Consider the following 20,379-nt stretch of genomic DNA (forward strand, 5'->3'; position numbering starts at 1 on the left):
CTTCAGCAAACTCAAGCATTTCAGAGCTGTCGCCACCCGATACGACAAGCGAGACGACAATTTTCTCGCCTCCGTCCAGCTCGCCTCAATCAGGATATGGTTGCGGCATAATGAGTCGGTGACCTAGTCCTTGTAGCCCGGCAGGCCCAGGCCGCGGTGTATGGCGATAGCGCGGAGCAGGAAACCCAGCAGGGCGGCGATCAGTCCGGCGACGGGCACGTCCAGGCCCCACCAGCGCAGCATCACGAAAAGGCCTGACGCGACCGCCGCAGCCGTTACATACAGTTCGGGGCGCAGCAGGATGGATGGTTCATTCGCCAGCAGGTCACGCATGATGCCGCCGACGCAGCCGGTCACAACGCCCATCATCCCGGCGACGAATGGCGGGATGCCATAGTCCAGCGCCTTTGCCGCGCCGAACACGGCAAAGGCGACGAGGCCGACCGCGTCGAGCCAGTCGAGCGCATGGTCGCTCCATAGCCTGCGGGGCGTGAACCAGACGAGCAGTGCAGCAACCATGCAGGTGGCCGCCGGCAGTGCGTCATGCACCCAGAATACAGGCGCGCCGATCAGCAGGTCACGCACCGTGCCGCCCCCTACCCCCGTCACCAGCGCGAAGAAGGCGAATGTCACCATCGTCGCCCGCAGGCGCGCCGCCGCCAACGCGCCCGACGCCGCGAACACGAATATGCCAAGAATGCCCAGTGCTTCGAGCACGGGTCCGATCTGGGGCGGCATCATGTCCGACGGCGTCGGCGGTGCTTGGGTTGTTACTTGGCCAGTTCAGCCTCGATCGCCGACACCAGCGCCGGATCGTCAGGCGCGGTTGCCGGAGCGAAACGGGCGGCGACGGTGCCGTCCTTGGCGATCAGGAATTTTTCGAAATTCCACAGCACTTCAGGCTCCTGCGTCGGCGTCATGCCATAGCCTTTCAACTTTTCGCGGAAGGCGTCGCCTTCACCCTGTGCCTTGGGCTGTTCGCTGGTCAGCGCGGCATAGAGCGGATGCTTCTCCGGGCCGGTCACCGCGATCTTTTCGAACATCGGGAAATCGACGCCGAAATTCGTGGTGCAGAAGGTCTGGATTTCTTCATTGCTACCCGGTTCCTGGGCTCCAAAGTCGTTGGCGGGGAAACCAGCGACGACCAGCCCCTTGTCCTTGTAGCTGCTGTAGAGCTTTTCCAGCCCCTCATATTGCGGGGTCAGGCCGCATTTCGATGCGACATTGACCGCCAGCACAACTTTGCCGGCATAGTCATTAAGGCTGGCGTCGGCCCCCTTGATCGTTTTCAGGGGGATTTGCTGAATCGCGGTCATGATCTTCTCCTTAAGGGAATCTGTCAGGCGCGGACCTTGCCATCATATGGCCGCGCCGAAAAGCCTGCCTGCCGCCGCCGTCACGCCCATCGCAAGCGCGCCCCAGAAAAGCACGCGCATGACCGACCGTAGCAGCCGACCACCCCCCAGCCGCGCGCCGGCATAGCCCAGCAGGCCAAGGCACAGCAACGACGTCAGGACGATGAGGGCAAGAGCGAGAGGTTGCGGGCTAAGTGCCGCGGCGATGACCGGGGCGATTGCGCCTGCCGCAAAGGTCGCGGCGGAGGTCAGCGCAGCCTGCACCGGACGCGCGGTGCTGATGTCCGAAATGCCCAGCTCGTCGCGCGCGTGCGCGCCGAGCGCGTCGGCATTCATCAGTTGCCGTGCGACCTGCCCCGCCAGATCGGGCGTCAGGCCGCGTTCGACATAGATGTCGCGCAGTTCGCGCCATTCCTCATCCGGCTGGTGGATCAGCGCGGCCTTTTCCTTGGCCAGATCGGCCCTTTCGGTATCGGATTGCGCGCTGACCGACACATATTCACCGGCGGCCATGGACATTGCGCCCGCCAGCAAAGCGGCAACGCCCGTCAGCAGGATGGTTTCCCGCGATGCACCCGATGCGGCGACGCCGGTCAGCAGGCTGGCCGTCGATACGATGCCGTCATTGGCGCCCAGTATCGCCGCACGCAACCAGCCGACGCGATTGACATAATGAATAGCGTGGTGCGGCTGGGGCCTTGCCTGCGCGGCTGTTCCTGCATTGATCCCGGCCATCTGCACCCCTTTCGTCAGCTATTCATTCCCTCAGCCTTTTCGGCGAGTTCCAGCCAGCGTTCCTCTGCACTGTCCTTGTCCGCCCGCGCCTGTTCGATCGCCTGGGTAAGGGCGGCGAAACGGCTGGGGTCGCGGGTATAGAGATTGGGGTCGGCCAATGCTTCCTCATCACGAGCGATTGCCGCTTCCAGTTCCTCGATCCTGCGGGGCAGAAGGTCAAGGTCGCGTTGGTCCTTGTAGGTCAGCTTGGCGGAAGCGGGCTTGGGCGGGGGCGGTGCGACGGTCTTCTTTTCTGCCTTGGGTGCATTGCGCGGCTGGCGCTTGGCCACCCAGTCGGCATAGCCGCCCACGATCACGTCGACATGGCCGGACCCGTCCAGCCCAAGGGTGACGGTGACGGTGCGGTCCAGGAAATCGCGGTCGTGGCTGACGATCAGGACGGTGCCGTCATAGTCCGCAATGACTTCCTGAAGCAGATCGAGCGTTTCAAGGTCGAGGTCGTTGGTCGGTTCGTCAAGGACAAGCAGGTTAGATTCGCGCGCAAATTCCCGCGCGAACAGCAGACGCGACCGTTCGCCGCCTGAAAGGGTTCCGACCTTTGCTTCGGCGAGCGAGGGGTCGAAGAGAAATTCCTTGAGGTAGCCGTGGACATGCTTGCGCACGCCGCGCACATCGATCCAGTCGCCGCCTTCCGCCAGCACGTCGCGGACGCGCTTGTCGGGTTGCATCAGGCTGCGCTGCTGGTCGATGAAGATCATGTCCAGGGACTTGGCCTGGCGGATCGTGCCGCTGTCCGCGTCCATCTGTCCGGTCAGCAGTTTGAGCAGCGTCGTCTTGCCCGCGCCATTGCCGCCGACGATGCCGATGCGGTCGCCGCGCTGGATGCGGAGGGAAAAATCATTGATGACCGTGCGGTCGCCGAACTGTTTGGTGACATGTTCGGCGGAAATCACGCTTTTCGTCTTGCTGTCGTCGGCGGCGACGGCGATCCGGGCGACGCCCTGCGGACCCACCATGGCGGCACGCTGCGCGCGCATGTCGTAGAGCTTTGCCAGCCGCCCCTGATTACGCTTGCGCCGGGCGGTGACGCCGCGCTGGAGCCAGTGCGCCTCCAGCTTCAGTTTTGCGTCGAGCTTTTCGGCGGCGCGGGCTTCTTCGGCATAGATGGCCTCCATCCATTCTTCAAAGCCCCCGAAGCCGATTTCATTGCGGCGAATCGATCCACGGTCGAGCCACAGCGTCTGGCGGGTGAGACGGGTCAGGAAGGCGCGGTCATGGCTGATGACGATAAACGCGCCGTTATAGCGCGCCAGCCAGCCTTCCAGCCAGTCGATTGCATCGATGTCCAGATGGTTGGTCGGTTCGTCCAGCAGCAGCAGGTCGGGCTGACTGGCCAGGGCGCGGGCTATGGCGGCGCGGCGGCGCTCACCCCCTGACGCCGTGGCGGCTTCGCGGTTGAGGTCGGTGCCAAGCTGGCTGGCGATTGCCTCCACCTCATGTGCGGGGGGAGCATAGTCGCCCGCCAGCGCGAAATCGCGCAAGGTCGCAAAGCTGCTGACGTCAGGGTCCTGTTCCAGCATGATCACGCGCGCGCCGGGGCGAACCGACCGCGTGCCTTCATCCGCTTCGACAATGTCGGCGATCAGCTTGAGCAACGTCGTCTTGCCCGCGCCATTGCGGCCGATCAGCGCCAGCCGGTCGCGATCCCCCACAAATATGTCGAGATGCCGGAAAAGCCAGTGCGTGCCCTGGCTGAGGCCAAGGTCTTCGAAGGATAATATGGGAGCCGCCATGGCGGTGCAGCTAGGGCCTTGCGCGCGCCGGGGCAAGGGCCGCCAGGGAACCAGAAGCTGACTGATGGCTTTCAGCGCATGTCAGCATCCGTTCATCGCACCCGTTACAATAGGGTCGCACCGCCTTTCCAAGGAGATACCCCCATGAAGTCCGCCATTGCCCTGATGACCATCGCAGCGTCATCGATCGCCCCCGCTGCGATTGCGCAGACGAGCGTCACCGTTGCGGAAAAGGCGCCGATCGTGACGCTGAACGTTACCGAAACGGTTGAAGCTGCGCCGGATCAGGCGATTGTCGGCACCGGCGTCCAGACTCGTGCACCCACTGCGGTGGAGGCCATGCGCGGCAACGCGGCCAAGATGGAAAAGCTGATCGCGGCGCTGGCGAAGGCTGGCATCCCCAAGAAAGACATCCAGACCAGCGGCATCAACCTGAGCGCGCAATATGATTATAGCGACAGGGCCGGACAGCCGACCCCGCCGCGCTTCATCGGTTATGAGGCGTCCAACCAGCTGAGCATCAAGCTGCAGGACGTGAAGAAGGTCGGCACCCTGCTCGACACCATGGTGGCGGCTGGGGCGACCAATGTGAGTGGCCCATCCTTCACCATCAGCGATCCCACGCCGATGCTGGCGCAGGCCCGTGGCGCGGCGCTGAAAACCGCCAAGATGCAGGCCGATTATTATGCGCAGGCGGCGGGATATCGTTCTGCGCGGCTGGTCACGCTTTCGGAGAGCAGCAGCGAAGGCCGACCGCCCATGCCGATGATGGTCAGAAGCTTCAAGGAAGATGCGGCGGCCGCGACTCCGGTCGAACCGGGCCAGGTGGGATCGTCGGTAACGCTGACCGTGCAATATGCGCTGGAGCGGTAAAAGGCGGCTGAAGCGGCGCTGACCGCATTATTCACCACCTGTTCAATGGTCGCGCGCTATGGCATGCCTCATGAAGATGACGCGTAACAGCCTGATTGCGGGCCTTGGGGCCATTGCCGCGATGCTGGTGGTGAACCCGGTTGCCCAAGCGGGTCAGCGCGGGGAGCAGGATGCCGCGCGGCGGGCGATGCTGGACGGGCACACCATGCCCTTTTCCCTCATCAAACGCCGCGTGGACGCCGCCATGGGTGGCGCGACTTACCTGGGCGCTGAGTTCAACCCTTCGTCCAACCATTACCGCCTGAAATATGTGAAGGACGGCAAGGTTGTATGGGTTGATGCGGACGGGCGGACGGGCGATATAACCGGCTGGGCGCGCTGACGCGCCACAGGCAATAACAGAAAGAAACGGGGCCATATGCGTCTGCTGATCGTCGAAGATGAACCCAGTCTGGGCCAACAGCTTCGCAACACGCTGGAAGGTGCCGGCTATGCCGTCGACCTGGCGGATGATGGCGAGGACGGCCATTTCCTGGGGACGACCGAAAGCTATGATGCGGTGGTGCTGGACCTGGGCCTGCCGACGATCGACGGGCTGACGGTGCTGGACCGATGGCGCAAGGAAGGCCGCAGCTTTCCGGTGCTGGTGTTGACCGCGCGTGACAGCTGGTCGGACAAGGTGGCCGGGCTGGATGCGGGCGCGGACGACTATCTGGCCAAGCCGTTCCAGAGCGAGGAACTAATCGCCCGCCTGCGCGCGCTGATCCGTCGCGCTTCGGGCAATGCGTCGAGCGAACTGACCGCTGGCGATGTGCGGCTGGACACGCGTAGCGGCCGGGTCACGCTGAAAGGCGAGCCGGTCAAGCTGACCGCGCAGGAGTATAAGCTGTTGTCCTACCTGCTGCATCACAAGGGCAAGGTGGTGAGCCGCACGGAGTTGATCGAGCATATTTACGATCAGGATTTCGACCGCGATTCCAATACGATCGAAGTGTTTGTGACGCGCATCCGCAAGAAGCTGGGCGCGGATGTCATCACGACCATTCGCGGACTTGGCTACAGCCTGGACGAGCCGGGCCGCTGATTGAGGTCGCGCCGGTCAGCCCGCGCCGGTCGAAAGGCGCGGCGGATGAAGTGAGTTGCGCTTGCATGGCGGTTGCCGCCCTTTTGCTTAGTTCAAAGAAAGGCTTGGACTTGGCGCAGCCTGAACGAGCTGGATTCGGGCGCGCACATCGTGGCTGATCAACCCCAGGTCCTGTCCACCGGATCACTCAGCCGCCGCATGATCGGCATTGCGGCGCTGTGGATCAGCCTGCTGCTGCTGGGCGGCGGGCTGGCGCTCGACCGGGTCCTGTCGGATGCGGTAACGCGCAATTTCGACGATGGGCTGAACTATGTGCTGACGGCGATGATCGCGTCGGCGGAAATCGGACCGGACGGCGAAGTGCTGTTCAACCGGCCCCTCGCCGACCAGCGGTTCCTGGAGCCCAATAGCGGCCTTTATTATCAGATCAGCGCGAAAGGCCATGAGGATTGGCGGTCGCGATCATTGTGGGACCGTGCGCTGAAATCTCCAGCCGACCATCAGGACCGCAATTTCCACGTCTATGACAGCAAGCAATTTCCGGGAGAGGATCTGCGGGTCATGGAGCGGACGATCATCCTGCCGGGGTCGGACACTCGCTGGATGTTCATGGTCGCCGCCGCTCGGGCGGGGCTGGACGACCAGATCACGACGTTGCGATCCACCCTGTTCCAGAGCTTTGCGCTGCTGGCGCTGGGACTGATCGCCCTAACCACGCTGCAAACGCTTTACGGGCTGCGCCCCCTGCGACGGGTGCGCAAGGAAATCGTGCGGATGCGCGCAGGCGAAAAGAGCCGCATTTCCGAGCCAATGCCCAGCGAAGTGCTGCCCATGGTCGAAGAATTGAATGCACTGCTGGCCCATAACGAAACCCAGGCGGAAGAAGCGCGCACCCATGCGGGCAACCTGGCCCATGCACTGAAGACACCGCTGACCGTTATCATGAACGCCGCCACTGCGCAGTCACCCGACCTTGGCGACACCGTCATCAGGGAGGCGACGACGATGCGGCGACAGGTGGATCATCATCTGGCCCGCGCCCGCGCGGTCGGCAGACGTGGCGCGGCGCAAAGCCGGGCGGAAGTGTGGTCCAGCCTGCAGGCGGTGGAACGCGCTGTTCGCCGCCTCTATCCCGAAGCCCGCATCGACATGGATGGCGACAAGACCGTCGAAGCACGGGCCGAACGGCAGGACCTGGATGAAATGCTGGGCAATCTGGTGGAAAATGCCGCCAAATATGGCGGAGGCAGCGTGTTCGCCACCGTGTCGCGGAACGGCCCGATGGTCGAGATATTAGTCGAGGATGACGGTGCGGGCATCCCGGAGGCGGAACGGACACGCATTTTCGATCGGGGGGTGCGGCTGGATTCGGGGAAGCCCGGAACGGGGCTGGGCCTGGCAATCGTGCGCGACGTCGCCGAAATCTATGGCGGATCGGTGACGATGGAGGAAAGCGAGGACCTGGGCGGGCTGCTCGTGCGGTTGCAGCTGCCTGCGGCCTGATGCGGCGGACGCTTTACCTGACATGCGGATTCGTGGCGCTGGGACTGGGCGCGGTCGGCGTCGTCCTGCCGCTGTTACCGACAGTGCCGTTCATGATTTTGGCGGCATTCTGCTTTGCGCGGTCCAGCCCCGCGCTGGAGACGCGGCTGCTCGACCACCGGCATTTTGGGATACATATCCGGCGGTGGCGCGAACGCGGGGCGATCAGCCGACGGGGGAAGCAGGCGGCACTGGTCGCCTTTGCCGCAAGTGCTGTGATGGGCGTGATCCTGCCCCCCCTGCCCTGGTCGCTGATCCCGGTTGCCGTCGCGTTGATCGGCGGAAGTTGGATCTGGACCCGACCAGAGGCTTAAGGCGATAGGTGCTAATGACTTTGGGGCGTCAGTTCATTGCCAGGATCATGTTGCGTACCTGGGGGAACACTTCTTTTTCCCATTTGCGGCCTGAAAACACGCCATAATGGCCTGCACCGATCTGAAGATGATGCCGTTTGAGATGAGGGCGCAGGCCGGTGCACAGGAGGTGGGCAGCGGCGGTCTGGCCCACGGCGCAGATATCGTCCTTTTCACCCTCCACGGTCAGCAGCGCCGTGGAGCGGATCGCGCCGGGATTGACCGGACGACCGCGATGGGTGAGTTCGCCCTTAGCTAGCAAAGTGCGCTGAAACACCCGATCGACGGTTTCCAGGTAGAAATCCGCCGTCATGTCGAGGACAGCGAAATATTCCTGATAGAAATTCTTGATCTTGTCAGCTTCCACATCCTTTCCGTCGGCCAGAAGCTGATAAAGTTCACGATGCTGCGCGCCATGGCGTTCAAGGTTCATTGCCATGAAGGCCGATAGTTGAAGAAATCCGGGATAGACCCGCCGCCCGGCACCGGCGTAGCGCATGGGCACGGTGGTGATCAGGTTTTTTTCAAACCATTCGATCGACTTTTCATTGGAAAGTTCGTTGACACCTGTCGGTGCGGCTCGCGGATCGATGGGACCGCCCATCAGCGTCATCGAGCGCGGCGTGGCGGCGTCGCCATCTTCGGCCATGAGCGCTACGGCGGCGAAGGCGGGCACGCAGGGCTGGCATACCGAGAAGAGATGTGCGCCCGGCCCCATCTCCTGAAAAAAAGTGATCACATAGTCGACATAATCGTCAAAGCCGAACGGCCCCGCCGACAGGGGAACGTCCCGCGCATTTTTCCAGTCGGTGATATAGACGTCATGGTCCGACAGCAGCGTCCTTACGGTTGCGCGCAAAAGAGTGGAAAAATGTCCTGACATTGGCGCGACCAGCAGAACCCTGGGCTGGGCGGTGTCGACATCATCCTTCGCAAAATGCAGGAGGTTGCCAAAGGGCAGGTCCAGCAGCACTTCTTCCCGCACGGAAACGACAGCATTGCCGGTGCGCACCTGATCAATGCCGTAGGCCGGGCGGCTGTGGGTCAGCCGCGCGCCCTGGAAAACGTCCATCAGGGCGAACATGCGGCGTTGCAGCGGCCAGTCCGCCACCGGTCCCAAACTGTCCCGCATGGACAGGGCGAGTCGCGCGCCGAACCTTGCAGGTGCGAGCATGTCTTCCAGCGCCTGATAGCTGCTATATAACATCACCATATAACGATCATGCCCCGCAATGTTCCCCACATATAGTGATTGTACAAAGCTTATGTTATTTTTCCACATTGCAGTGCATCATCCTGCAAGGAATTGCAGAGGGGAAGATTGCCATGCCGGTCGCCGAACTGACTATTTCCAGCAAGACCTATTCATCCTGGTCGCTGCGCGGATGGCTGTTGTGCCGATTGGCCGGGCTTGACGTAGCGGAAAAGATGGTGGCGCTGGAAAATCTGGAAGCCCGCGCTGAGTTGCTGTTGCTGACGCCGTCCGTCCTGGTGCCGCGCCTGACCCATGAAGGGGCGAGCGTGTGGGACACGCTGGCGATCGCTGAATATCTGCACGAACTTTATCCTGACGCGGGCATGTATCCCAAAAACCGAATCGCACGCGCCCATTGCCGGTCCGTATCGGGGGAAATCCATTCCGGGTTCGCGAACCTGCGGTCGGCGCTGCCCATGAACCTGAAGGTGCGGCATGATCGCTTCCCGATCTTTTCCGGGGCGAAGCCTGATATCGAGCGGGTGGAAACGATCTGGGCCGAATGCCTGGATGCTCATGGCGGTCCCTGGCTGTTCGGGGAAAAGCCGAACGTGGCAGACGCCATGTTTGCTCCGGTGGCTCAGCGTTTCCTGACCTATGCGGTGCCATTGTCCGCTCAGTCGGCGGTCTATTGCGATACCATCAACAGTTGGGACCTGATGCGCGAGTGGATCAACGACGCGCGCCAGGAGGCCGATGAGATGGAGGAGTTGGACGTCGAATTCTGAACGCTGCGGGGCAGTCAGGTCCGCAGTTGCGCCAGCCAGTCGGCGATCATCGCGCGACCCGCCGCGACTGCGCCCGGCCCATGTGCTTCATGATCACGCCGCAGGGCCACGCCGCATTGTTGGGCGATGTCGAGATCGGCCCAAAAATGAGTCAGCCAATCCTCAAAGCGAGGATCTTCACCCATTTCGGCGTGGAACTGTAGCGCCAGCAAGTTGCGTCCCCGGCGGAAGGCCTGATGCGCATAGGCGTCGGTCGATGCCAGCAGCTCAACGCCGCGCGGTAGCTCAAACGTATCGCTGTGCCAGTGCAGGACCGGCACATCCTGCAAGTGCCGCAAGGGCGAGTCCATGATCGCGCCGTTCAGGGCGATAGGGGCAAAGCCCAGTTCCATCGACTGGCCGGGATAGACGCGCGCGCCCAGCGCCGCTGCGATCATCTGGCTGCCCAGACATACGCCCAGGGTGGGCAGGTCCTGATCAAGCCGCGCGGCCAGCTTGTCGATCTGTAACGGGATCCACGGATGGATGTCCTGTTCGTAGACGCCCATCGGGCCGCCCATCATGATCAGCAGGTCGGGCGCGCAGAGGTCCACGTGCGCAAATTCGGGGCTAGCGACATCGATCCGATCAATCTGGTAACCCGCGGCCTCGATCGGGATGAGGAACCCGGCGGCCCCTTCTCGCGGCACATGACGGACGATGAGCGCTCTTTTCATTGCGCGGACTTAGGCCAAGAGATTAGGCCGGGGCCAGATGAAGCTTTCTTGGACCGGCAATATCCCTGCTATCAGCCCTGCGCCGTCCTGCGCCGCCAGATGCGCCAGAGCGCCACGAAGCCTATCGCGCCCCAGATGATGTTCAGCACCATCGACGGGATGGCGCCGTGCCACCAGGTATTCCAAACGAAGAAAGTCGCGCCCAGGGCGTTCATGCTCTGGAACAGGGCCGAATCGCCCGACAGACGGCCCGTGGACACGAGGATATAGGCGCAAAGAACCAATATGGCCCCCAGCCAGCCGACGATTTCGATAAAGACGGTCACTGTGAAAATGCCCCTATTCGCTTCGCCATGCTGAAGCCGAGCGGTAATCCTGGGGCAGGATGGATGCCGAAACAAGTTCGGTCGGATGGCGCATAAAAGAAAAGAGGGCCTCCGCGCGGGAAGCCCTCCTTCTTGCTTCATTCGATGATCGATCAGGCGGCCAGCTTGCGCAGGACATACTGAAGGATGCCGCCGTTCATGAAATATTCCAGTTCGTTGACGGTATCGATACGGCAGAGCGCAGTGAGGGTGAAGGTCGAACCGTCGGCCCGCTTCACGATCACGTCCACGTCCTGACGCGGCTTCAGGCCAGCGACATTCTGGATGGTGAAGGTTTCATCGCCGGTGAAGCCGTGCGTGTCCTTGCTCTCACCATTTTTGAACTGCAGCGGCAGCACGCCCATGCCAACCAGGTTCGAACGGTGGATACGTTCGAAGCTTTCGACGATGACGGCGCGCACGCCCAGCAGGTTGGTGCCCTTCGCCGCCCAGTCGCGCGACGATCCGGTGCCATATTCCTTACCACCGATGACGACCAGCGGCGTGCCGTCAGCCTTGTGCTTCATCGCCGCGTCGTAGATCGGCATGATTTCGCCTTCATAACGGGTCATGCCGCCTTCGACGCCGTCCAGCATCAGGTTCTTGATGCGGATGTTGGCGAAGGTGCCGCGCATCATGACTTCATGATGGCCACGGCGCGCGCCATAGCTGTTGAAGTCGGCCTGCGCGACCTGATGCTCGCTCAGCCACTTGCCTGCGGGCGAACTGGCCTTGATCGACCCGGCGGGCGAGATGTGATCGGTGGTGATCGAATCGCCAAAGACCGCCAGCGGCTTTGCCTCGATAATGTCGTGGACCGGCGCGGGGGTCATGCTCAACCCTTCGAAATAGGGCGGGTTGGCGACATAGGTGGAACCGGCGCGCCAGCTGTAGGTGTCCGAACCGGTGACGTCGATCGCCTGCCAATGGGCGTCGCCCTTGTAGACATTGGCGTAGCGCGCCTGGAACATCTGGCGGTCCATGCAGCCTGCCATGGTGGTGGCGACTTCGTCATTGGTCGGCCAGATGTCCTTGAGGAAGACGTCCTGACCATCCTTGCCGGTGCCGATCGGGGTGGTGATGAAGTCTTCGACCACCGTGCCCTTGAGCGCATAGGCCACCACCAGCGGCGGCGAGGCGAGGAAGTTGGCGCGCACGTCAGGCGACACGCGGCCTTCGAAGTTGCGGTTGCCCGAGATGACGGCTGCGGCGACGAGGCCGTTTTCGTTGATCGCCTTGCTGATCGGTTCGGCGAGCGGCCCGGAGTTGCCTATGCAAGTTGTGCAACCATAACCGACCAGGTTGAAGCCAACCGCGTCCAGATGCTCCTGAAGGCCAGCCTTGGCGAAATAGTCGGTAACCACCTGCGAACCGGGCGCAAGCGATGTCTTAACCCAGGGCTTGGGCTTCAGGCCCAGTTCGTTCGCCTTCTTGGCGACGAGACCGGCGGCGACCATGACGCCGGGATTCGAGGTGTTCGTGCAGCTGGTGATCGCGGCGATGGTGACGTCGCCGTCACCAATGTCGAAATCCTTGCCTTCAACAGGAACGCGCTGCTGCGCCTTCTTGTAGACGTTGGCCATGTCGGCGTTGAACACGTCATCGACTTCGGGCAGCGAGACGCGGTCCTGCGGGCGCTTGGGTCCGGCGAGGCTGGGGACGACGGTGGCGAGGTCGAGTTCCAGCGTGTCGGTGAAGACAGGGTCGAGCGCGGGGTCGATCCAGAAGCCCTGTTCCTTCGCATAGGCTTCGACCAGCGCGATATTCTCTTCCGTGCGGCCGGTCAGACGCATGTAATCCAGCGTCTTGTCGTCGATGCCGAAGAAGCCGCAGGTCGCGCCATATTCCGGCGCCATGTTGGCGAGCGTCGCGCGGTCGGCCAGCGACAACGATGCGAGGCCGGGGCCAAAATATTCGACGAAACGCCCGACAACACCCTTGGCACGCAGCATCTGGGTGCAGGTGAGCACCAGATCGGTGGCGGTCACGCCTTCCTTCATCGTGCCGATCAGCTTGAAACCAACGACTTCGGGGATGAGCATGGAGACGGGTTGACCCAGCATCGCGGCTTCCGCTTCAATGCCGCCGACGCCCCAGCCGAGCACGCCCAGGCCGTTGATCATCGTGGTGTGGCTGTCGGTGCCGACGCAGGTGTCGGGATAAGCGACGGTGACGCCGTCAGGACCTTCGCTCGACCATACGGCCTGCGCGATATTTTCCAGGTTCACCTGATGGCAGATGCCGGTGCCGGGAGGCACGGCGTAGAAGTTTGCGAGGGACTTGCTGCCCCATTTCAGGAAGTCGTAGCGCTCCATATTGCGCTGATATTCGATTTCCACATTCTGTTCGAACGCCTTGGGCGTGCCGAATTCATCGACCATGACCGAATGGTCGATGACAAGGTGGACGGGAACCTGCGGGTTGATCTTGCTGGCGTCGGCGCCCAGCGCGTTCATCGCGTCGCGCATGGCGGCCAGATCGACCACGCAAGGCACGCCGGTGAAGTCCTGCAGCAGCACGCGCGCGGGACGATACTGGATTTCACGTTCGGCCTTGCCCCGATCATTCTGCCAGTCGACAATAGCCTTTACGTCTTCGGTCGTGACGGTCACGCCATCTTCGAAACGGAGCAGGTTTTCCAGCAGCACCTTCATCGAGAAGGGCAGACGGCTGACATCGCCGAGCTTTGCAGCAGCCTTCTTCAGTGAATAATAGGCAATGTCCTTGCCGCCGACTTTCAACGTGTCGCGCGTGCCGAGTGTGTCCTGTCCGATGGCGGTCATAAGTCGTGCGTCTCCTCGCGGTGCCCGGCCAAGGGGCTAGGAGGATAACGACATTCCACCAGGCGCTCGCCAGCGCAGATGAGATCCGACCGACAAGGTGGCGGGATGCGCCCCAACCAATGGCCGAAGCGGGTATGTCCCTTGATGGCCGCCGCCATAGCGCTTGTCCGCCCGGAGTCAATGCGAAGGCGCGAAATGGCACGGCTTGCGAATCTTTCCTGTGGACGCGTCGATTGCACAAAGGATACATTGGCAGGCAGCCGCGTTCTGTTTCATGGAGCGGCTTGATGAAAGAAAATGGTCGCGCGCTCTGGCTTTTGTCGTTGCATCAATGCCGACGTATAAATCTTCGTCGGACATGATGCCGAAAATAAATGTCTGAGGAGGAAGACGATGCGCCCAATATCAACCTTCGCCGCCGGAAAGTCGTTCGACCCGGCATCCAGAGGTTATATTATCCATTATCATCCCGGTGAAGCCAATCACTGCCCCAGTTGTGGACGCAGTCATTGGATGGTCGGTCGCCTGATGGCCGAATGCGCCTATTGCGCCACCGCGTTGCCATTGGAAAATAACCGTGGCGTCGGCGCATGCGCGCGCGTCGTTCGAAGCCATACTTCGGTCCCGCTGATCGATCAGATGCGGCCCATTACTGCCTGAACAGCCCCGCTGCCGCCCGGACAATCAGGCGGCGGCAACGCCTTCCACTTCGACAATGTCGTTCCCGGCATAATAGCCCTGAACGCGCACCCGTTTTTCGACGTGGTCCACGGGAACGCGCAACAACACCAGACGAAATGTGCCGCCCAGATCGCGCTGGAGCAGGAAGCCCGATCCGTCGCGGATCAACCTGCCTGTTTCGTCTACCCCAGCGCCGATCTGTGTCATGGCCTTAGTCTATCGCGTTCTTGATCCCCTTGCCAGCCAGCAAGCCGAGCACCAGAAAAAGAGCGAAGAGCGCGATGGCGATGAAGAACAGAATCTTTGCGATCCCGACGAATGTGCCCGCTGCGCCGCCAAATCCTAAAATGGCGAGCACCGCGGCTATCACGAGCGATATAATGGCGAGGCGAATCATCACATTGTCCTTTTTTCCAGGTCTGATGATCGAACGACCAGTGGCAGCGCCAGTTCCATAGCCGGGATGTGGGCCAGAATGACAATTGATGCCCGGCACAGCTTGCAGATGACAAAGCAGGGCCGCTCTGGCATCGGGCAAAGATAATCAATGGCACGATAATCACGGGCGGCGACTGAGATATGACGAAGATTGGCATTTTCGGTGCAGCGGGCCGCATGGGCCGGGCAATCGCGCAGGTGGCGTTGGAATCCGGGCTGGAAATCAGCGGCGGGACCGACCGGCCCGGTAGCGGTGAGCTGTTGCCCGGCATCGCCATCACGTCCGATCCGTTGGAGCTGGCCAGGCAAAGCGACGTGCTGATCGACTTTTCCGTGCCTGCCGCGCTGGCCGGGCATCTGGACGCCTGCGTCACCGCTGGAAAACCCGTGCTGGTGGGCACCACCGGGCTGGAGGCTGAACATCACGGCCTGATCGACAAGGCGGCTGAATCCATTGCCGTTTTGCAGACCGGAAACACGTCGTTGGGAGTCAACGTCCTGGCCGCCCTGGTCGAACAGGCGGCGGCGCGTCTGGGCGATGATTGGGACATCGAAATTGTCGAGATGCATCATCGGCACAAGGTGGATGCGCCTTCCGGTACGGCCCTGTTATTGGGCGAGGCGGCGGCGCGCGGGCGTCAGATTTCCCTGGCCGACCATAGCGATCGCGGCCGCGACGGCATCACCGGCGCGCGCGTTCCGGGAACCATCGGTTTCGCGGCGCTGCGCGGGGGATCGGTGGCCGGTGATCATCAAGTAATTCTGGCCAGCGAGGGCGAACGGATCGAACTGGGCCACCGGGCCGAAAGCCGGGTCATCTTTGCGCGCGGCGCCGTCAAGGGCGCGACCTGGCTGCGCCGCCAGGCGGCGGGCCGTTACGACATGAAGGGCGTGCTGGGCCTCTGAGCGTTCGATGAACCGGGATCAGATCTTCGATTTTTTCAGCCGACTGGCCGAAGCCAATCCTGCCCCCCGGACGGAGTTGGAATATGGCAATGATTATCAGTTGCTGGTGGCGGTCGTGATGTCCGCCCAATCGACCGATGTCGGCGTCAACAAGGCCACTCGCGCCCTTTTCCGTGAGGTACAGACCCCTGCTCAGATGGTCGCGCTGGGCGAGGATGGGCTGAAGGCGCACATCAAGACAATTGGCCTGTTCAACGCCAAGGCCAAAAATGTCATCGCCCTGTCGGAGATACTGGTCCGTGATTTCGACGGGCAGGTGCCCGAAGACCGCGATCTGCTGACCACCCTGCCCGGCGTCGGGCGCAAGACGGCCAATGTCGTGATGAACACCGCATTCGGGCATGAAACTTTCGCCGTGGATACGCATATCTTTCGCATCGGCAATCGCACCGGCCTGGCACCGGGGAAGACGCCACTGGCCGTTGAGCAAAAGCTGGAAAAGCGCGTTCCGGGGCCGTTCCGGCGGGACGCGCATCACTGGCTGATCCTGCATGGCCGCTACGTGTGCAAGGCGCGCCGCCCCGAATGCTGGCGCTGTGTCGTGGCGGACCTTTGCCGTTATAGGCCAAAGACGCCTGCTCCTTCCCAAAAGGCGAGCATTGCGGCTGCCGCATCCGCCGGATGAAAGCCTTTCCCATTATCGTGCGGTTCAGCCAGCCTATGCTAAACCACTGACGCAATGGCGGCGTTGACTGGCATCGCGCCCGAAAATGTGAGGAGAGATACGCATGACCGCCTTCGTCTCTGCGTCAGTTGCGGGCATAGCGCTCGCCGTCGCTGTCGCCTGCGCGATCGCGCCCGCGGCGGCCAAGCCCAAGGCCGACAATCTGGTCCCGTCCGGCAAGGCCGTGAGTTGCGTCAATTTGCAGTCGATCCGCAGCACACAGGTGCGCGACGACCGGACCATCGATTTCATCATGAACGGCAACAAGGTCTATCGGAACCAGATGAAGCATAGCTGCCCCGGTCTGGGTTCGGAACGGCGGTTTCTTTACAAGACCAGCCTGTCACAGCTTTGTTCGGTGGACATCATCACGGTGCTGTACAACACGCCCAATCTGAACCCCGGCGCCAGTTGCGGCCTGGGCATGTTCCAGCCGATGGTCAAGGCCCCGAAATAGAAGGCGCCTGTCGCGATTTGGTGCTGGCGCGGACGGATAGGCTTTGCTAAGCGGCGCTTCGCACCAGCGACATGCACCCATAGCTCAGCTGGATAGAGCGTTGCCCTCCGAAGGCAAAGGCCAGTGGTTCGAATCCACTTGGGTGCACCATTACAAACCATTGTTATTCCTTCGTTTTGATACGGGCTCTTGCCCGAGCAGAAGCGAGAGAGGCGACTTTGGGACCGCTGTGGGACCGCAGGTGCACATCCGTGTAGCGTGAGATTTCGGCCCAATAGGCTTCCACGCCCGCGATGAACTCGGCCAGATAGTCGGGCCGGACGTGCCGATAATTGCGCTTTCCCGTGCCTTCACCGACATGCCCTGCCGCTGCATCGATCTGCGCCTCGGGCACGCCCCGGCGGTGCATTTCGGTAATGGCGGTGTGCCGCAGCGTGTTCGGCGTCCCCAACCCTTTCAGCTTCGGCCGGGGCTTCGTCTCGCCCAGCTTGGCGCGAGCTGGGAGCATCACCTGATTGCCTTCGTCGTCGTACACCTCGCGGCAGATACCGGCCTCGATCAGGCACTTCTCGAACGAATCGCCCAGGTCGTAGCAGGGATATTCGAAAAACTCGGGGACCGCCGGGTCCGCCCAGTTGCGTTCAGCCTTGGGCTTCCGCGACACGATCACCTTGCCCTTGATCCCCTCCAGCCATGGTGCCAGCGTCGGCGCGATCGGCACGATGGAGCGGCGCTTCTTCGACTGGGCACGATCGTCGGCGAGGAAGTGGATGCGCCCGTCGCGGATCTGTGAACTATCGAGATCGAGGATCGCCCAGGATCGGCCGCAAGTGCTGAGCGCGATGATGATGTAGAGCAGCAGGTGCTTGCGATCTTCCCGACTGGCCGCCGCCTCCAGCAGCGCGGCAACGCGCTCGGGCGTATAGACCAGATCTCGGGGTTTAGCCTTGTCGCGCGCCTCGACGTCATGGACGAACGGTGCCGATTCGATCAGCTCGTTCTTCCACCCATGATTAAGCGCGCCGCGCAGCGCTTTGAGATCGCGGTTGATCGTCCAGCCGCCGACGCCCTCGCCCTTGCGGAACTTGATGAAGCGGTCGATCAGGCGCTTGTTCACGTCAGAGACCATGACGGTCGAACCGACTTTACCCAGCTTGCGCTCCTGTTCGAAGAAGCGGAGCAGGTGCTTGACCGACGTCGTGTAGCGGATCGGTGCCTCGGTCTTCACTGCGACATGGTCGGTCAGCCAGATATCGATCAGCGTGGCGACAGCCATGTCCCTGATCGCAACCGGCTCGGTCGGGCGCGAATGTGCCGCGAAATGATCGGCTAGCGCCTCTTGTGCTTCGAGAGGCGGGCGATCTTCTCCGCTGTAGCGGACGCCTGTCTTTCGGCGGCGACGTGTACGAGCGTCAGCATCGTACCAGGCGATGACCCACTCGCTTCTTTCGATGCGGGGTTCGAGCCAGAAATCCCCGAGTTGGATGCGGGGCGGCTTCTCTCCCGCTGCTCCGGTTCGTTTTCCCATAGATCTGCAAACTCCTTGGCCTTCATCTCGGCGATAGATGCATACACCGGAGACGTGGCCAGCGCTCGGACGTGTTCGATGTCGAGGTGCAGCCGTTGTCCGTTGACGGCCGCTCGGTCGATTTTGGCGAGGATTTCCGTGAAGACCATGCCCATCAGCGCCCCCTCCCCCTCTCCGCCATCTTCCGCAGCGCGGTGAGGTTCGCGGCGATCTGATGCAGCGGCCAGCCAATCCAGATGGTGGCGAACAGCACGAGCAGGCCGGTTGCTTCTCCGGTGGTCATGACGGCACCCCGTCATGCTGGATGCCATCGAGGAAGCGGCCTGCTTGCTTCTTGCCTACGCGGGCTGAAAAGCCGTCATTCTCCCCCCAGATGTGCCATTTGCCAGATCGCTCGCCCAGATCGCGGCTGTTCTGGCAACCATCGGCGTCGATCCCGCCGTATGGGAACCACTCGCCCCACTGCTTGAACAGGAACGGCACGCCCGCCTCCTCGCACTGCTTGCGCAAGCTCCGCGCCCAATCGGGGTGCATCGGGCGCGCGTGCGGGCCGCTCTCGCCGCCGACGATCACCCAATCGAGCGCGCCATGGATCAGACCAGACACATTGTCCGGATGATGGCCGAACCAATCCTCGAAATCCGCCTGCCATGTGTCGGACGTATCGCGCCATTCCTCAACCTGCGACGCCCATGTCAGCGGGCGCAACGCGTCCATTTCCGCGTCGCCGCTGAGCGACAGCATGGTCAGGTCGACCGGCCCGAGCAGCGGCTCCATCGACAGGAAGCGGAAACGCGGCCCTTGGACGGCGAGCAGCTTTGGAATGTCCCGTTCGGCCTCGGCCTGGTTGACGATCGTTGCGCCAAGCCAGACGTTGCTGGGGAAGCATCCTGCCGCACGTGCCATCTTCTCAGCGTTCCCGATGCGCTTGGTCACCAGCAGCCAGTCCAGGTGCGGTGTCTCGCGAATCAGCTGGAACAGCTCGGCCCGCCACTCAGCTGGCACCTCATTGTCGAAGACGTCGGCCAGCGATGCGCAGAAGACGCGATAGCGGATGCCCAGCTTGGCGGCGCGATTGTTCCAGGCGCGCGGCTGCTTCCATGTCGACGCGGCGGTGTGACGGCGCGGCTCGCCCGCTCCCCACGGCACGCCCAATCGGGCTTTCGACAGGTCGGCGGCATAGCAGTTATCACAGCCGGGACCGACCTTGGTGCAGCCGATCCACGGATTGAAGGTGTGATCCGTCCATTCGATTTTCGTGTTCTCAGCCATGAGCGCGCTCCCTGATATGCTGAGCGACCGCGCGCAGCGTGTCCGGCTCAAGATTGAAAAAGCCCAGCTTGCCACGGCAGGTGACCAGGGGCAGCGGGAAGGCGTCAGCCAGGACGAACCCATAGCGCCCATAGAACCAGCGCGAATCCATCTGCTCGACGCAATCGACGATGCGGGCGATGCCGACCACGCCACCACGGGGCATCGCAGCCTCTGCCGGATCGTCCATGTCCAGTTCGGTCTTCGACACGCCAGCGTGGACGATGAACCAGCCCCGGCCCTTGGTTGGCCAGTCGCGGTTCTCGACGTCCTTCCCGTCGTGGAAGATATGGTGCGGATAGGGCTGCTTAATCGACAGCGCCTTGATCTCGCCGCGCTCGACGCGATCGGCCAGCTGGAGAAGGTCGGTCACCGCCGCGACTCCATCTTCTGCGCCCACGCGGCGCGGTGCTGCTCCGCCATCGTGACCGGCGGCTCGCTGGCAGCATCCTCGGCCTGGCGCTCGGCGGCTTCGGTCAGTTCGTCGTCAGTCATGGGCCGCCAGCCCTTGCCCTCGCAGTCTTCGCAGTCGACGATCACCGGATCGGGCGGGCACTCATCCTGCGGGCCGGGATGGTTGGGGAGGAAGGGGTGCTCGACCTCACCCTCGCCGTTGCAGGTAGGGCATTCAATTTCGTCCGTCATGGCGAACTGTCGCTCCTTGATAAGCAACACCTGAGCGATCAGTGCATCGTCGCGGCGGTGGAGATATTTTCCGTGCTGGCGCTCGATCATCGTCTGTGACGCCGGGC

26 protein-coding genes, 1 tRNA gene and 1 pseudogene are annotated in these 20,379 nt (G+C 62.4%); 12 read left to right on the forward strand and 16 right to left on the reverse strand.

Going from position 1 to position 20,379, the window contains the following annotated elements:
* Positions 1-127: pseudogene (locus ACI3KQ_RS15385) on the forward strand (IS5/IS1182 family transposase); the annotation flags it as partial.
* Here ACI3KQ_RS15385 and ACI3KQ_RS15390 read toward each other — a convergent pair.
* Genes ACI3KQ_RS15390 through ACI3KQ_RS15405 form a run of 4 tightly spaced genes read right to left on the reverse strand, consistent with a single transcriptional unit; the run spans position 124 to position 3,883 of the window.
* Positions 124-741: a trimeric intracellular cation channel family protein gene (locus tag ACI3KQ_RS15390; RefSeq protein WP_404959129.1), complete on the reverse strand. Its 618-nt coding sequence runs from the start codon at positions 739-741 to the stop codon at positions 124-126. The pseudogene ACI3KQ_RS15385 and the gene ACI3KQ_RS15390 overlap by 4 nt on opposite strands.
* Before the next feature lie 29 nt (positions 742-770).
* Complete coding sequence (locus tag ACI3KQ_RS15395; protein WP_404959130.1) at positions 771-1,316, reverse strand: glutathione peroxidase; 546 nt, start codon at positions 1,314-1,316, stop codon at positions 771-773.
* Positions 1,317-1,358: 42 nt separating this feature from the next.
* Complete coding sequence (locus tag ACI3KQ_RS15400; RefSeq protein ID WP_404959132.1) at positions 1,359-2,090, reverse strand: VIT family protein; 732 nt, start codon at positions 2,088-2,090, stop codon at positions 1,359-1,361.
* Between the two features lie 14 nt (positions 2,091-2,104).
* Complete coding sequence (locus ACI3KQ_RS15405) at positions 2,105-3,883, reverse strand: ABC-F family ATP-binding cassette domain-containing protein (protein WP_404959134.1); 1,779 nt, start codon at positions 3,881-3,883, stop codon at positions 2,105-2,107.
* Between the two features lie 144 nt (positions 3,884-4,027).
* On the opposite strand from ACI3KQ_RS15405, the gene ACI3KQ_RS15410 reads away from it, so the two are divergent.
* From ACI3KQ_RS15410 to ACI3KQ_RS15430, 5 genes are all read left to right on the forward strand, one after another.
* The gene (locus tag ACI3KQ_RS15410) at positions 4,028-4,756 is read left to right on the forward strand and encodes an SIMPL domain-containing protein (protein WP_404959135.1); all 729 of its coding nucleotides are present in this window, start codon (positions 4,028-4,030) and stop codon (positions 4,754-4,756) included.
* A 76-nt stretch (positions 4,757-4,832) separates the two neighbouring features.
* Complete coding sequence (locus tag ACI3KQ_RS15415) at positions 4,833-5,138, forward strand: hypothetical protein (protein ID WP_404959214.1); 306 nt, start codon at positions 4,833-4,835, stop codon at positions 5,136-5,138.
* A gap of 36 nt (positions 5,139-5,174) precedes the next feature.
* The gene (locus tag ACI3KQ_RS15420) at positions 5,175-5,840 is read left to right on the forward strand and encodes a response regulator transcription factor (protein WP_404959137.1); all 666 of its coding nucleotides are present in this window, start codon (positions 5,175-5,177) and stop codon (positions 5,838-5,840) included.
* Positions 5,841-6,038: 198 nt separating this feature from the next.
* Complete coding sequence (locus ACI3KQ_RS15425; RefSeq protein WP_404959216.1) at positions 6,039-7,343, forward strand: sensor histidine kinase; 1,305 nt, start codon at positions 6,039-6,041, stop codon at positions 7,341-7,343.
* On the forward strand, positions 7,343-7,696 hold the full coding sequence (locus tag ACI3KQ_RS15430) for a YbaN family protein (RefSeq protein ID WP_404959139.1): 354 nt from the start codon (positions 7,343-7,345) through the stop codon (positions 7,694-7,696). Before ACI3KQ_RS15425 ends, ACI3KQ_RS15430 begins: the two co-directional genes overlap by 1 nt.
* 28 nt (positions 7,697-7,724) lie before the next feature.
* Here ACI3KQ_RS15430 and ACI3KQ_RS15435 read toward each other — a convergent pair whose 3' ends face one another.
* Positions 7,725-8,948: a polyhydroxyalkanoate depolymerase gene (locus ACI3KQ_RS15435; protein ID WP_404959141.1), complete on the reverse strand. Its 1,224-nt coding sequence runs from the start codon at positions 8,946-8,948 to the stop codon at positions 7,725-7,727.
* A gap of 113 nt (positions 8,949-9,061) precedes the next feature.
* On the opposite strand from ACI3KQ_RS15435, the gene ACI3KQ_RS15440 reads away from it, so the two are divergent.
* Positions 9,062-9,718 carry a glutathione S-transferase gene (locus tag ACI3KQ_RS15440; protein ID WP_404959143.1) on the forward strand — a complete coding sequence of 219 codons (657 nt, stop codon included), beginning with the start codon at positions 9,062-9,064 and terminating at the stop codon, positions 9,716-9,718.
* Between the two features lie 14 nt (positions 9,719-9,732).
* On the opposite strand, the gene ACI3KQ_RS15445 is transcribed toward ACI3KQ_RS15440, so the two are convergent.
* The 3 genes from ACI3KQ_RS15445 to acnA form a co-directional block, all read right to left on the reverse strand.
* Positions 9,733-10,434: a glutamine amidotransferase gene (locus ACI3KQ_RS15445; RefSeq protein WP_404959145.1), complete on the reverse strand. Its 702-nt coding sequence runs from the start codon at positions 10,432-10,434 to the stop codon at positions 9,733-9,735.
* 71 nt (positions 10,435-10,505) lie between these two features.
* Positions 10,506-10,760: a hypothetical protein gene (locus ACI3KQ_RS15450; protein ID WP_404959147.1), complete on the reverse strand. Its 255-nt coding sequence runs from the start codon at positions 10,758-10,760 to the stop codon at positions 10,506-10,508.
* Positions 10,761-10,912: 152 nt separating this feature from the next.
* The gene (gene acnA / locus ACI3KQ_RS15455) at positions 10,913-13,582 is read right to left on the reverse strand and encodes an aconitate hydratase AcnA (RefSeq protein ID WP_404959149.1); all 2,670 of its coding nucleotides are present in this window, start codon (positions 13,580-13,582) and stop codon (positions 10,913-10,915) included.
* A 393-nt stretch (positions 13,583-13,975) separates the two neighbouring features.
* On the opposite strand from acnA, the gene ACI3KQ_RS15460 reads away from it, so the two are divergent.
* The gene (locus ACI3KQ_RS15460; RefSeq protein WP_404959151.1) at positions 13,976-14,242 is read left to right on the forward strand and encodes a hypothetical protein; all 267 of its coding nucleotides are present in this window, start codon (positions 13,976-13,978) and stop codon (positions 14,240-14,242) included.
* A gap of 24 nt (positions 14,243-14,266) precedes the next feature.
* On the opposite strand, the gene ACI3KQ_RS15465 is transcribed toward ACI3KQ_RS15460, so the two are convergent.
* Together ACI3KQ_RS15465 and ACI3KQ_RS15470 are read right to left on the reverse strand one after the other, a co-directional pair.
* On the reverse strand, positions 14,267-14,470 hold the full coding sequence (locus tag ACI3KQ_RS15465) for a DUF5818 domain-containing protein (RefSeq protein ID WP_404959153.1): 204 nt from the start codon (positions 14,468-14,470) through the stop codon (positions 14,267-14,269).
* A gap of 4 nt (positions 14,471-14,474) precedes the next feature.
* On the reverse strand, positions 14,475-14,660 hold the full coding sequence (locus tag ACI3KQ_RS15470; RefSeq protein ID WP_167303455.1) for a DUF1328 domain-containing protein: 186 nt from the start codon (positions 14,658-14,660) through the stop codon (positions 14,475-14,477).
* Positions 14,661-14,842: 182 nt separating this feature from the next.
* On the opposite strand from ACI3KQ_RS15470, the gene dapB reads away from it, so the two are divergent.
* From dapB to ACI3KQ_RS15490, 4 genes are all read left to right on the forward strand, one after another.
* Complete coding sequence (gene dapB, locus ACI3KQ_RS15475; RefSeq protein ID WP_404959155.1) at positions 14,843-15,607, forward strand: 4-hydroxy-tetrahydrodipicolinate reductase; 765 nt, start codon at positions 14,843-14,845, stop codon at positions 15,605-15,607.
* A 7-nt stretch (positions 15,608-15,614) separates the two neighbouring features.
* The gene (nth, locus tag ACI3KQ_RS15480) at positions 15,615-16,292 is read left to right on the forward strand and encodes an endonuclease III (RefSeq protein WP_404959157.1); all 678 of its coding nucleotides are present in this window, start codon (positions 15,615-15,617) and stop codon (positions 16,290-16,292) included.
* Positions 16,293-16,395: 103 nt separating this feature from the next.
* Positions 16,396-16,788, forward strand: a complete 393-nt coding sequence (locus tag ACI3KQ_RS15485) for a hypothetical protein (protein WP_404959159.1) — start codon at positions 16,396-16,398, stop codon at positions 16,786-16,788.
* A 73-nt stretch (positions 16,789-16,861) separates the two neighbouring features.
* A tRNA-Arg gene (locus tag ACI3KQ_RS15490) sits at positions 16,862-16,938 on the forward strand.
* Positions 16,939-16,951: 13 nt separating this feature from the next.
* On the opposite strand, the gene ACI3KQ_RS15495 is transcribed toward ACI3KQ_RS15490, so the two are convergent.
* From ACI3KQ_RS15495 to ACI3KQ_RS15520, 6 genes are read right to left on the reverse strand one after another with little or no spacing between them, the layout of a single operon-like run.
* The gene (locus ACI3KQ_RS15495; protein ID WP_404959161.1) at positions 16,952-18,064 is read right to left on the reverse strand and encodes a tyrosine-type recombinase/integrase; all 1,113 of its coding nucleotides are present in this window, start codon (positions 18,062-18,064) and stop codon (positions 16,952-16,954) included.
* Between the two features lie 53 nt (positions 18,065-18,117).
* Entirely contained in the window at positions 18,118-18,471 is a 354-nt protein-coding gene (locus tag ACI3KQ_RS15500) for a hypothetical protein (RefSeq protein ID WP_404959163.1), read from the reverse strand.
* Complete coding sequence (locus ACI3KQ_RS15505) at positions 18,471-18,599, reverse strand: hypothetical protein (RefSeq protein WP_404959165.1); 129 nt, start codon at positions 18,597-18,599, stop codon at positions 18,471-18,473. The genes ACI3KQ_RS15500 and ACI3KQ_RS15505 overlap by 1 nt, the downstream gene beginning before the upstream one ends.
* A complete protein-coding gene (locus tag ACI3KQ_RS15510) occupies positions 18,596-19,588 on the reverse strand; it encodes a phage Gp37/Gp68 family protein (RefSeq protein ID WP_404959167.1) in 993 nt (330 codons plus the stop codon). Before ACI3KQ_RS15510 ends, ACI3KQ_RS15505 begins: the two co-directional genes overlap by 4 nt.
* A complete protein-coding gene (locus ACI3KQ_RS15515; protein WP_404959169.1) occupies positions 19,581-20,000 on the reverse strand; it encodes a hypothetical protein in 420 nt (139 codons plus the stop codon). Before ACI3KQ_RS15515 ends, ACI3KQ_RS15510 begins: the two co-directional genes overlap by 8 nt.
* Entirely contained in the window at positions 19,997-20,362 is a 366-nt protein-coding gene (locus tag ACI3KQ_RS15520; RefSeq protein ID WP_404959171.1) for a hypothetical protein, read from the reverse strand. Before ACI3KQ_RS15520 ends, ACI3KQ_RS15515 begins: the two co-directional genes overlap by 4 nt.
* Positions 20,363-20,379: the final 17 nt, after the last annotated feature.

Source organism: Sphingobium sp. ZW T5_29, from assembly GCF_044987515.1.
In the GTDB taxonomy this organism is placed as follows: domain Bacteria; phylum Pseudomonadota; class Alphaproteobacteria; order Sphingomonadales; family Sphingomonadaceae; genus Sphingobium.

Coding starts and splice junctions, on each gene's coding strand:
- ACI3KQ_RS15390 (WP_404959129.1), bottom strand. CDS start 741: ATGATGCCGCCCCAGATCGGACCCGTGCTCGAAGCACTGGGCATTCTT.
- ACI3KQ_RS15395 (WP_404959130.1), bottom strand. CDS start 1,316: ATGACCGCGATTCAGCAAATCCCCCTGAAAACGATCAAGGGGGCCGAC.
- ACI3KQ_RS15400 (WP_404959132.1), bottom strand. CDS start 2,090: ATGGCCGGGATCAATGCAGGAACAGCCGCGCAGGCAAGGCCCCAGCCG.
- ACI3KQ_RS15405 (WP_404959134.1), bottom strand. CDS start 3,883: ATGGCGGCTCCCATATTATCCTTCGAAGACCTTGGCCTCAGCCAGGGC.
- ACI3KQ_RS15410 (WP_404959135.1), top strand. CDS start 4,028: ATGAAGTCCGCCATTGCCCTGATGACCATCGCAGCGTCATCGATCGCC.
- ACI3KQ_RS15415 (WP_404959214.1), top strand. CDS start 4,833: ATGACGCGTAACAGCCTGATTGCGGGCCTTGGGGCCATTGCCGCGATG.
- ACI3KQ_RS15420 (WP_404959137.1), top strand. CDS start 5,175: ATGCGTCTGCTGATCGTCGAAGATGAACCCAGTCTGGGCCAACAGCTT.
- ACI3KQ_RS15425 (WP_404959216.1), top strand. CDS start 6,039: ATGATCGGCATTGCGGCGCTGTGGATCAGCCTGCTGCTGCTGGGCGGC.
- ACI3KQ_RS15430 (WP_404959139.1), top strand. CDS start 7,343: ATGCGGCGGACGCTTTACCTGACATGCGGATTCGTGGCGCTGGGACTG.
- ACI3KQ_RS15435 (WP_404959141.1), bottom strand. CDS start 8,948: ATGGTGATGTTATATAGCAGCTATCAGGCGCTGGAAGACATGCTCGCA.
- ACI3KQ_RS15440 (WP_404959143.1), top strand. CDS start 9,062: ATGCCGGTCGCCGAACTGACTATTTCCAGCAAGACCTATTCATCCTGG.
- ACI3KQ_RS15445 (WP_404959145.1), bottom strand. CDS start 10,434: ATGAAAAGAGCGCTCATCGTCCGTCATGTGCCGCGAGAAGGGGCCGCC.
- acnA (WP_404959149.1), bottom strand. CDS start 13,582: ATGACCGCCATCGGACAGGACACACTCGGCACGCGCGACACGTTGAAA.
- ACI3KQ_RS15460 (WP_404959151.1), top strand. CDS start 13,976: ATGCGCCCAATATCAACCTTCGCCGCCGGAAAGTCGTTCGACCCGGCA.
- ACI3KQ_RS15465 (WP_404959153.1), bottom strand. CDS start 14,470: ATGACACAGATCGGCGCTGGGGTAGACGAAACAGGCAGGTTGATCCGC.
- ACI3KQ_RS15470 (WP_167303455.1), bottom strand. CDS start 14,660: ATGATTCGCCTCGCCATTATATCGCTCGTGATAGCCGCGGTGCTCGCC.
- dapB (WP_404959155.1), top strand. CDS start 14,843: ATGACGAAGATTGGCATTTTCGGTGCAGCGGGCCGCATGGGCCGGGCA.
- nth (WP_404959157.1), top strand. CDS start 15,615: ATGAACCGGGATCAGATCTTCGATTTTTTCAGCCGACTGGCCGAAGCC.
- ACI3KQ_RS15485 (WP_404959159.1), top strand. CDS start 16,396: ATGACCGCCTTCGTCTCTGCGTCAGTTGCGGGCATAGCGCTCGCCGTC.
- ACI3KQ_RS15495 (WP_404959161.1), bottom strand. CDS start 18,064: ATGGCTGTCGCCACGCTGATCGATATCTGGCTGACCGACCATGTCGCA.
- ACI3KQ_RS15500 (WP_404959163.1), bottom strand. CDS start 18,471: ATGGGCATGGTCTTCACGGAAATCCTCGCCAAAATCGACCGAGCGGCC.
- ACI3KQ_RS15505 (WP_404959165.1), bottom strand. CDS start 18,599: ATGACCACCGGAGAAGCAACCGGCCTGCTCGTGCTGTTCGCCACCATC.
- ACI3KQ_RS15510 (WP_404959167.1), bottom strand. CDS start 19,588: ATGGCTGAGAACACGAAAATCGAATGGACGGATCACACCTTCAATCCG.
- ACI3KQ_RS15520 (WP_404959171.1), bottom strand. CDS start 20,362: ATGATCGAGCGCCAGCACGGAAAATATCTCCACCGCCGCGACGATGCA.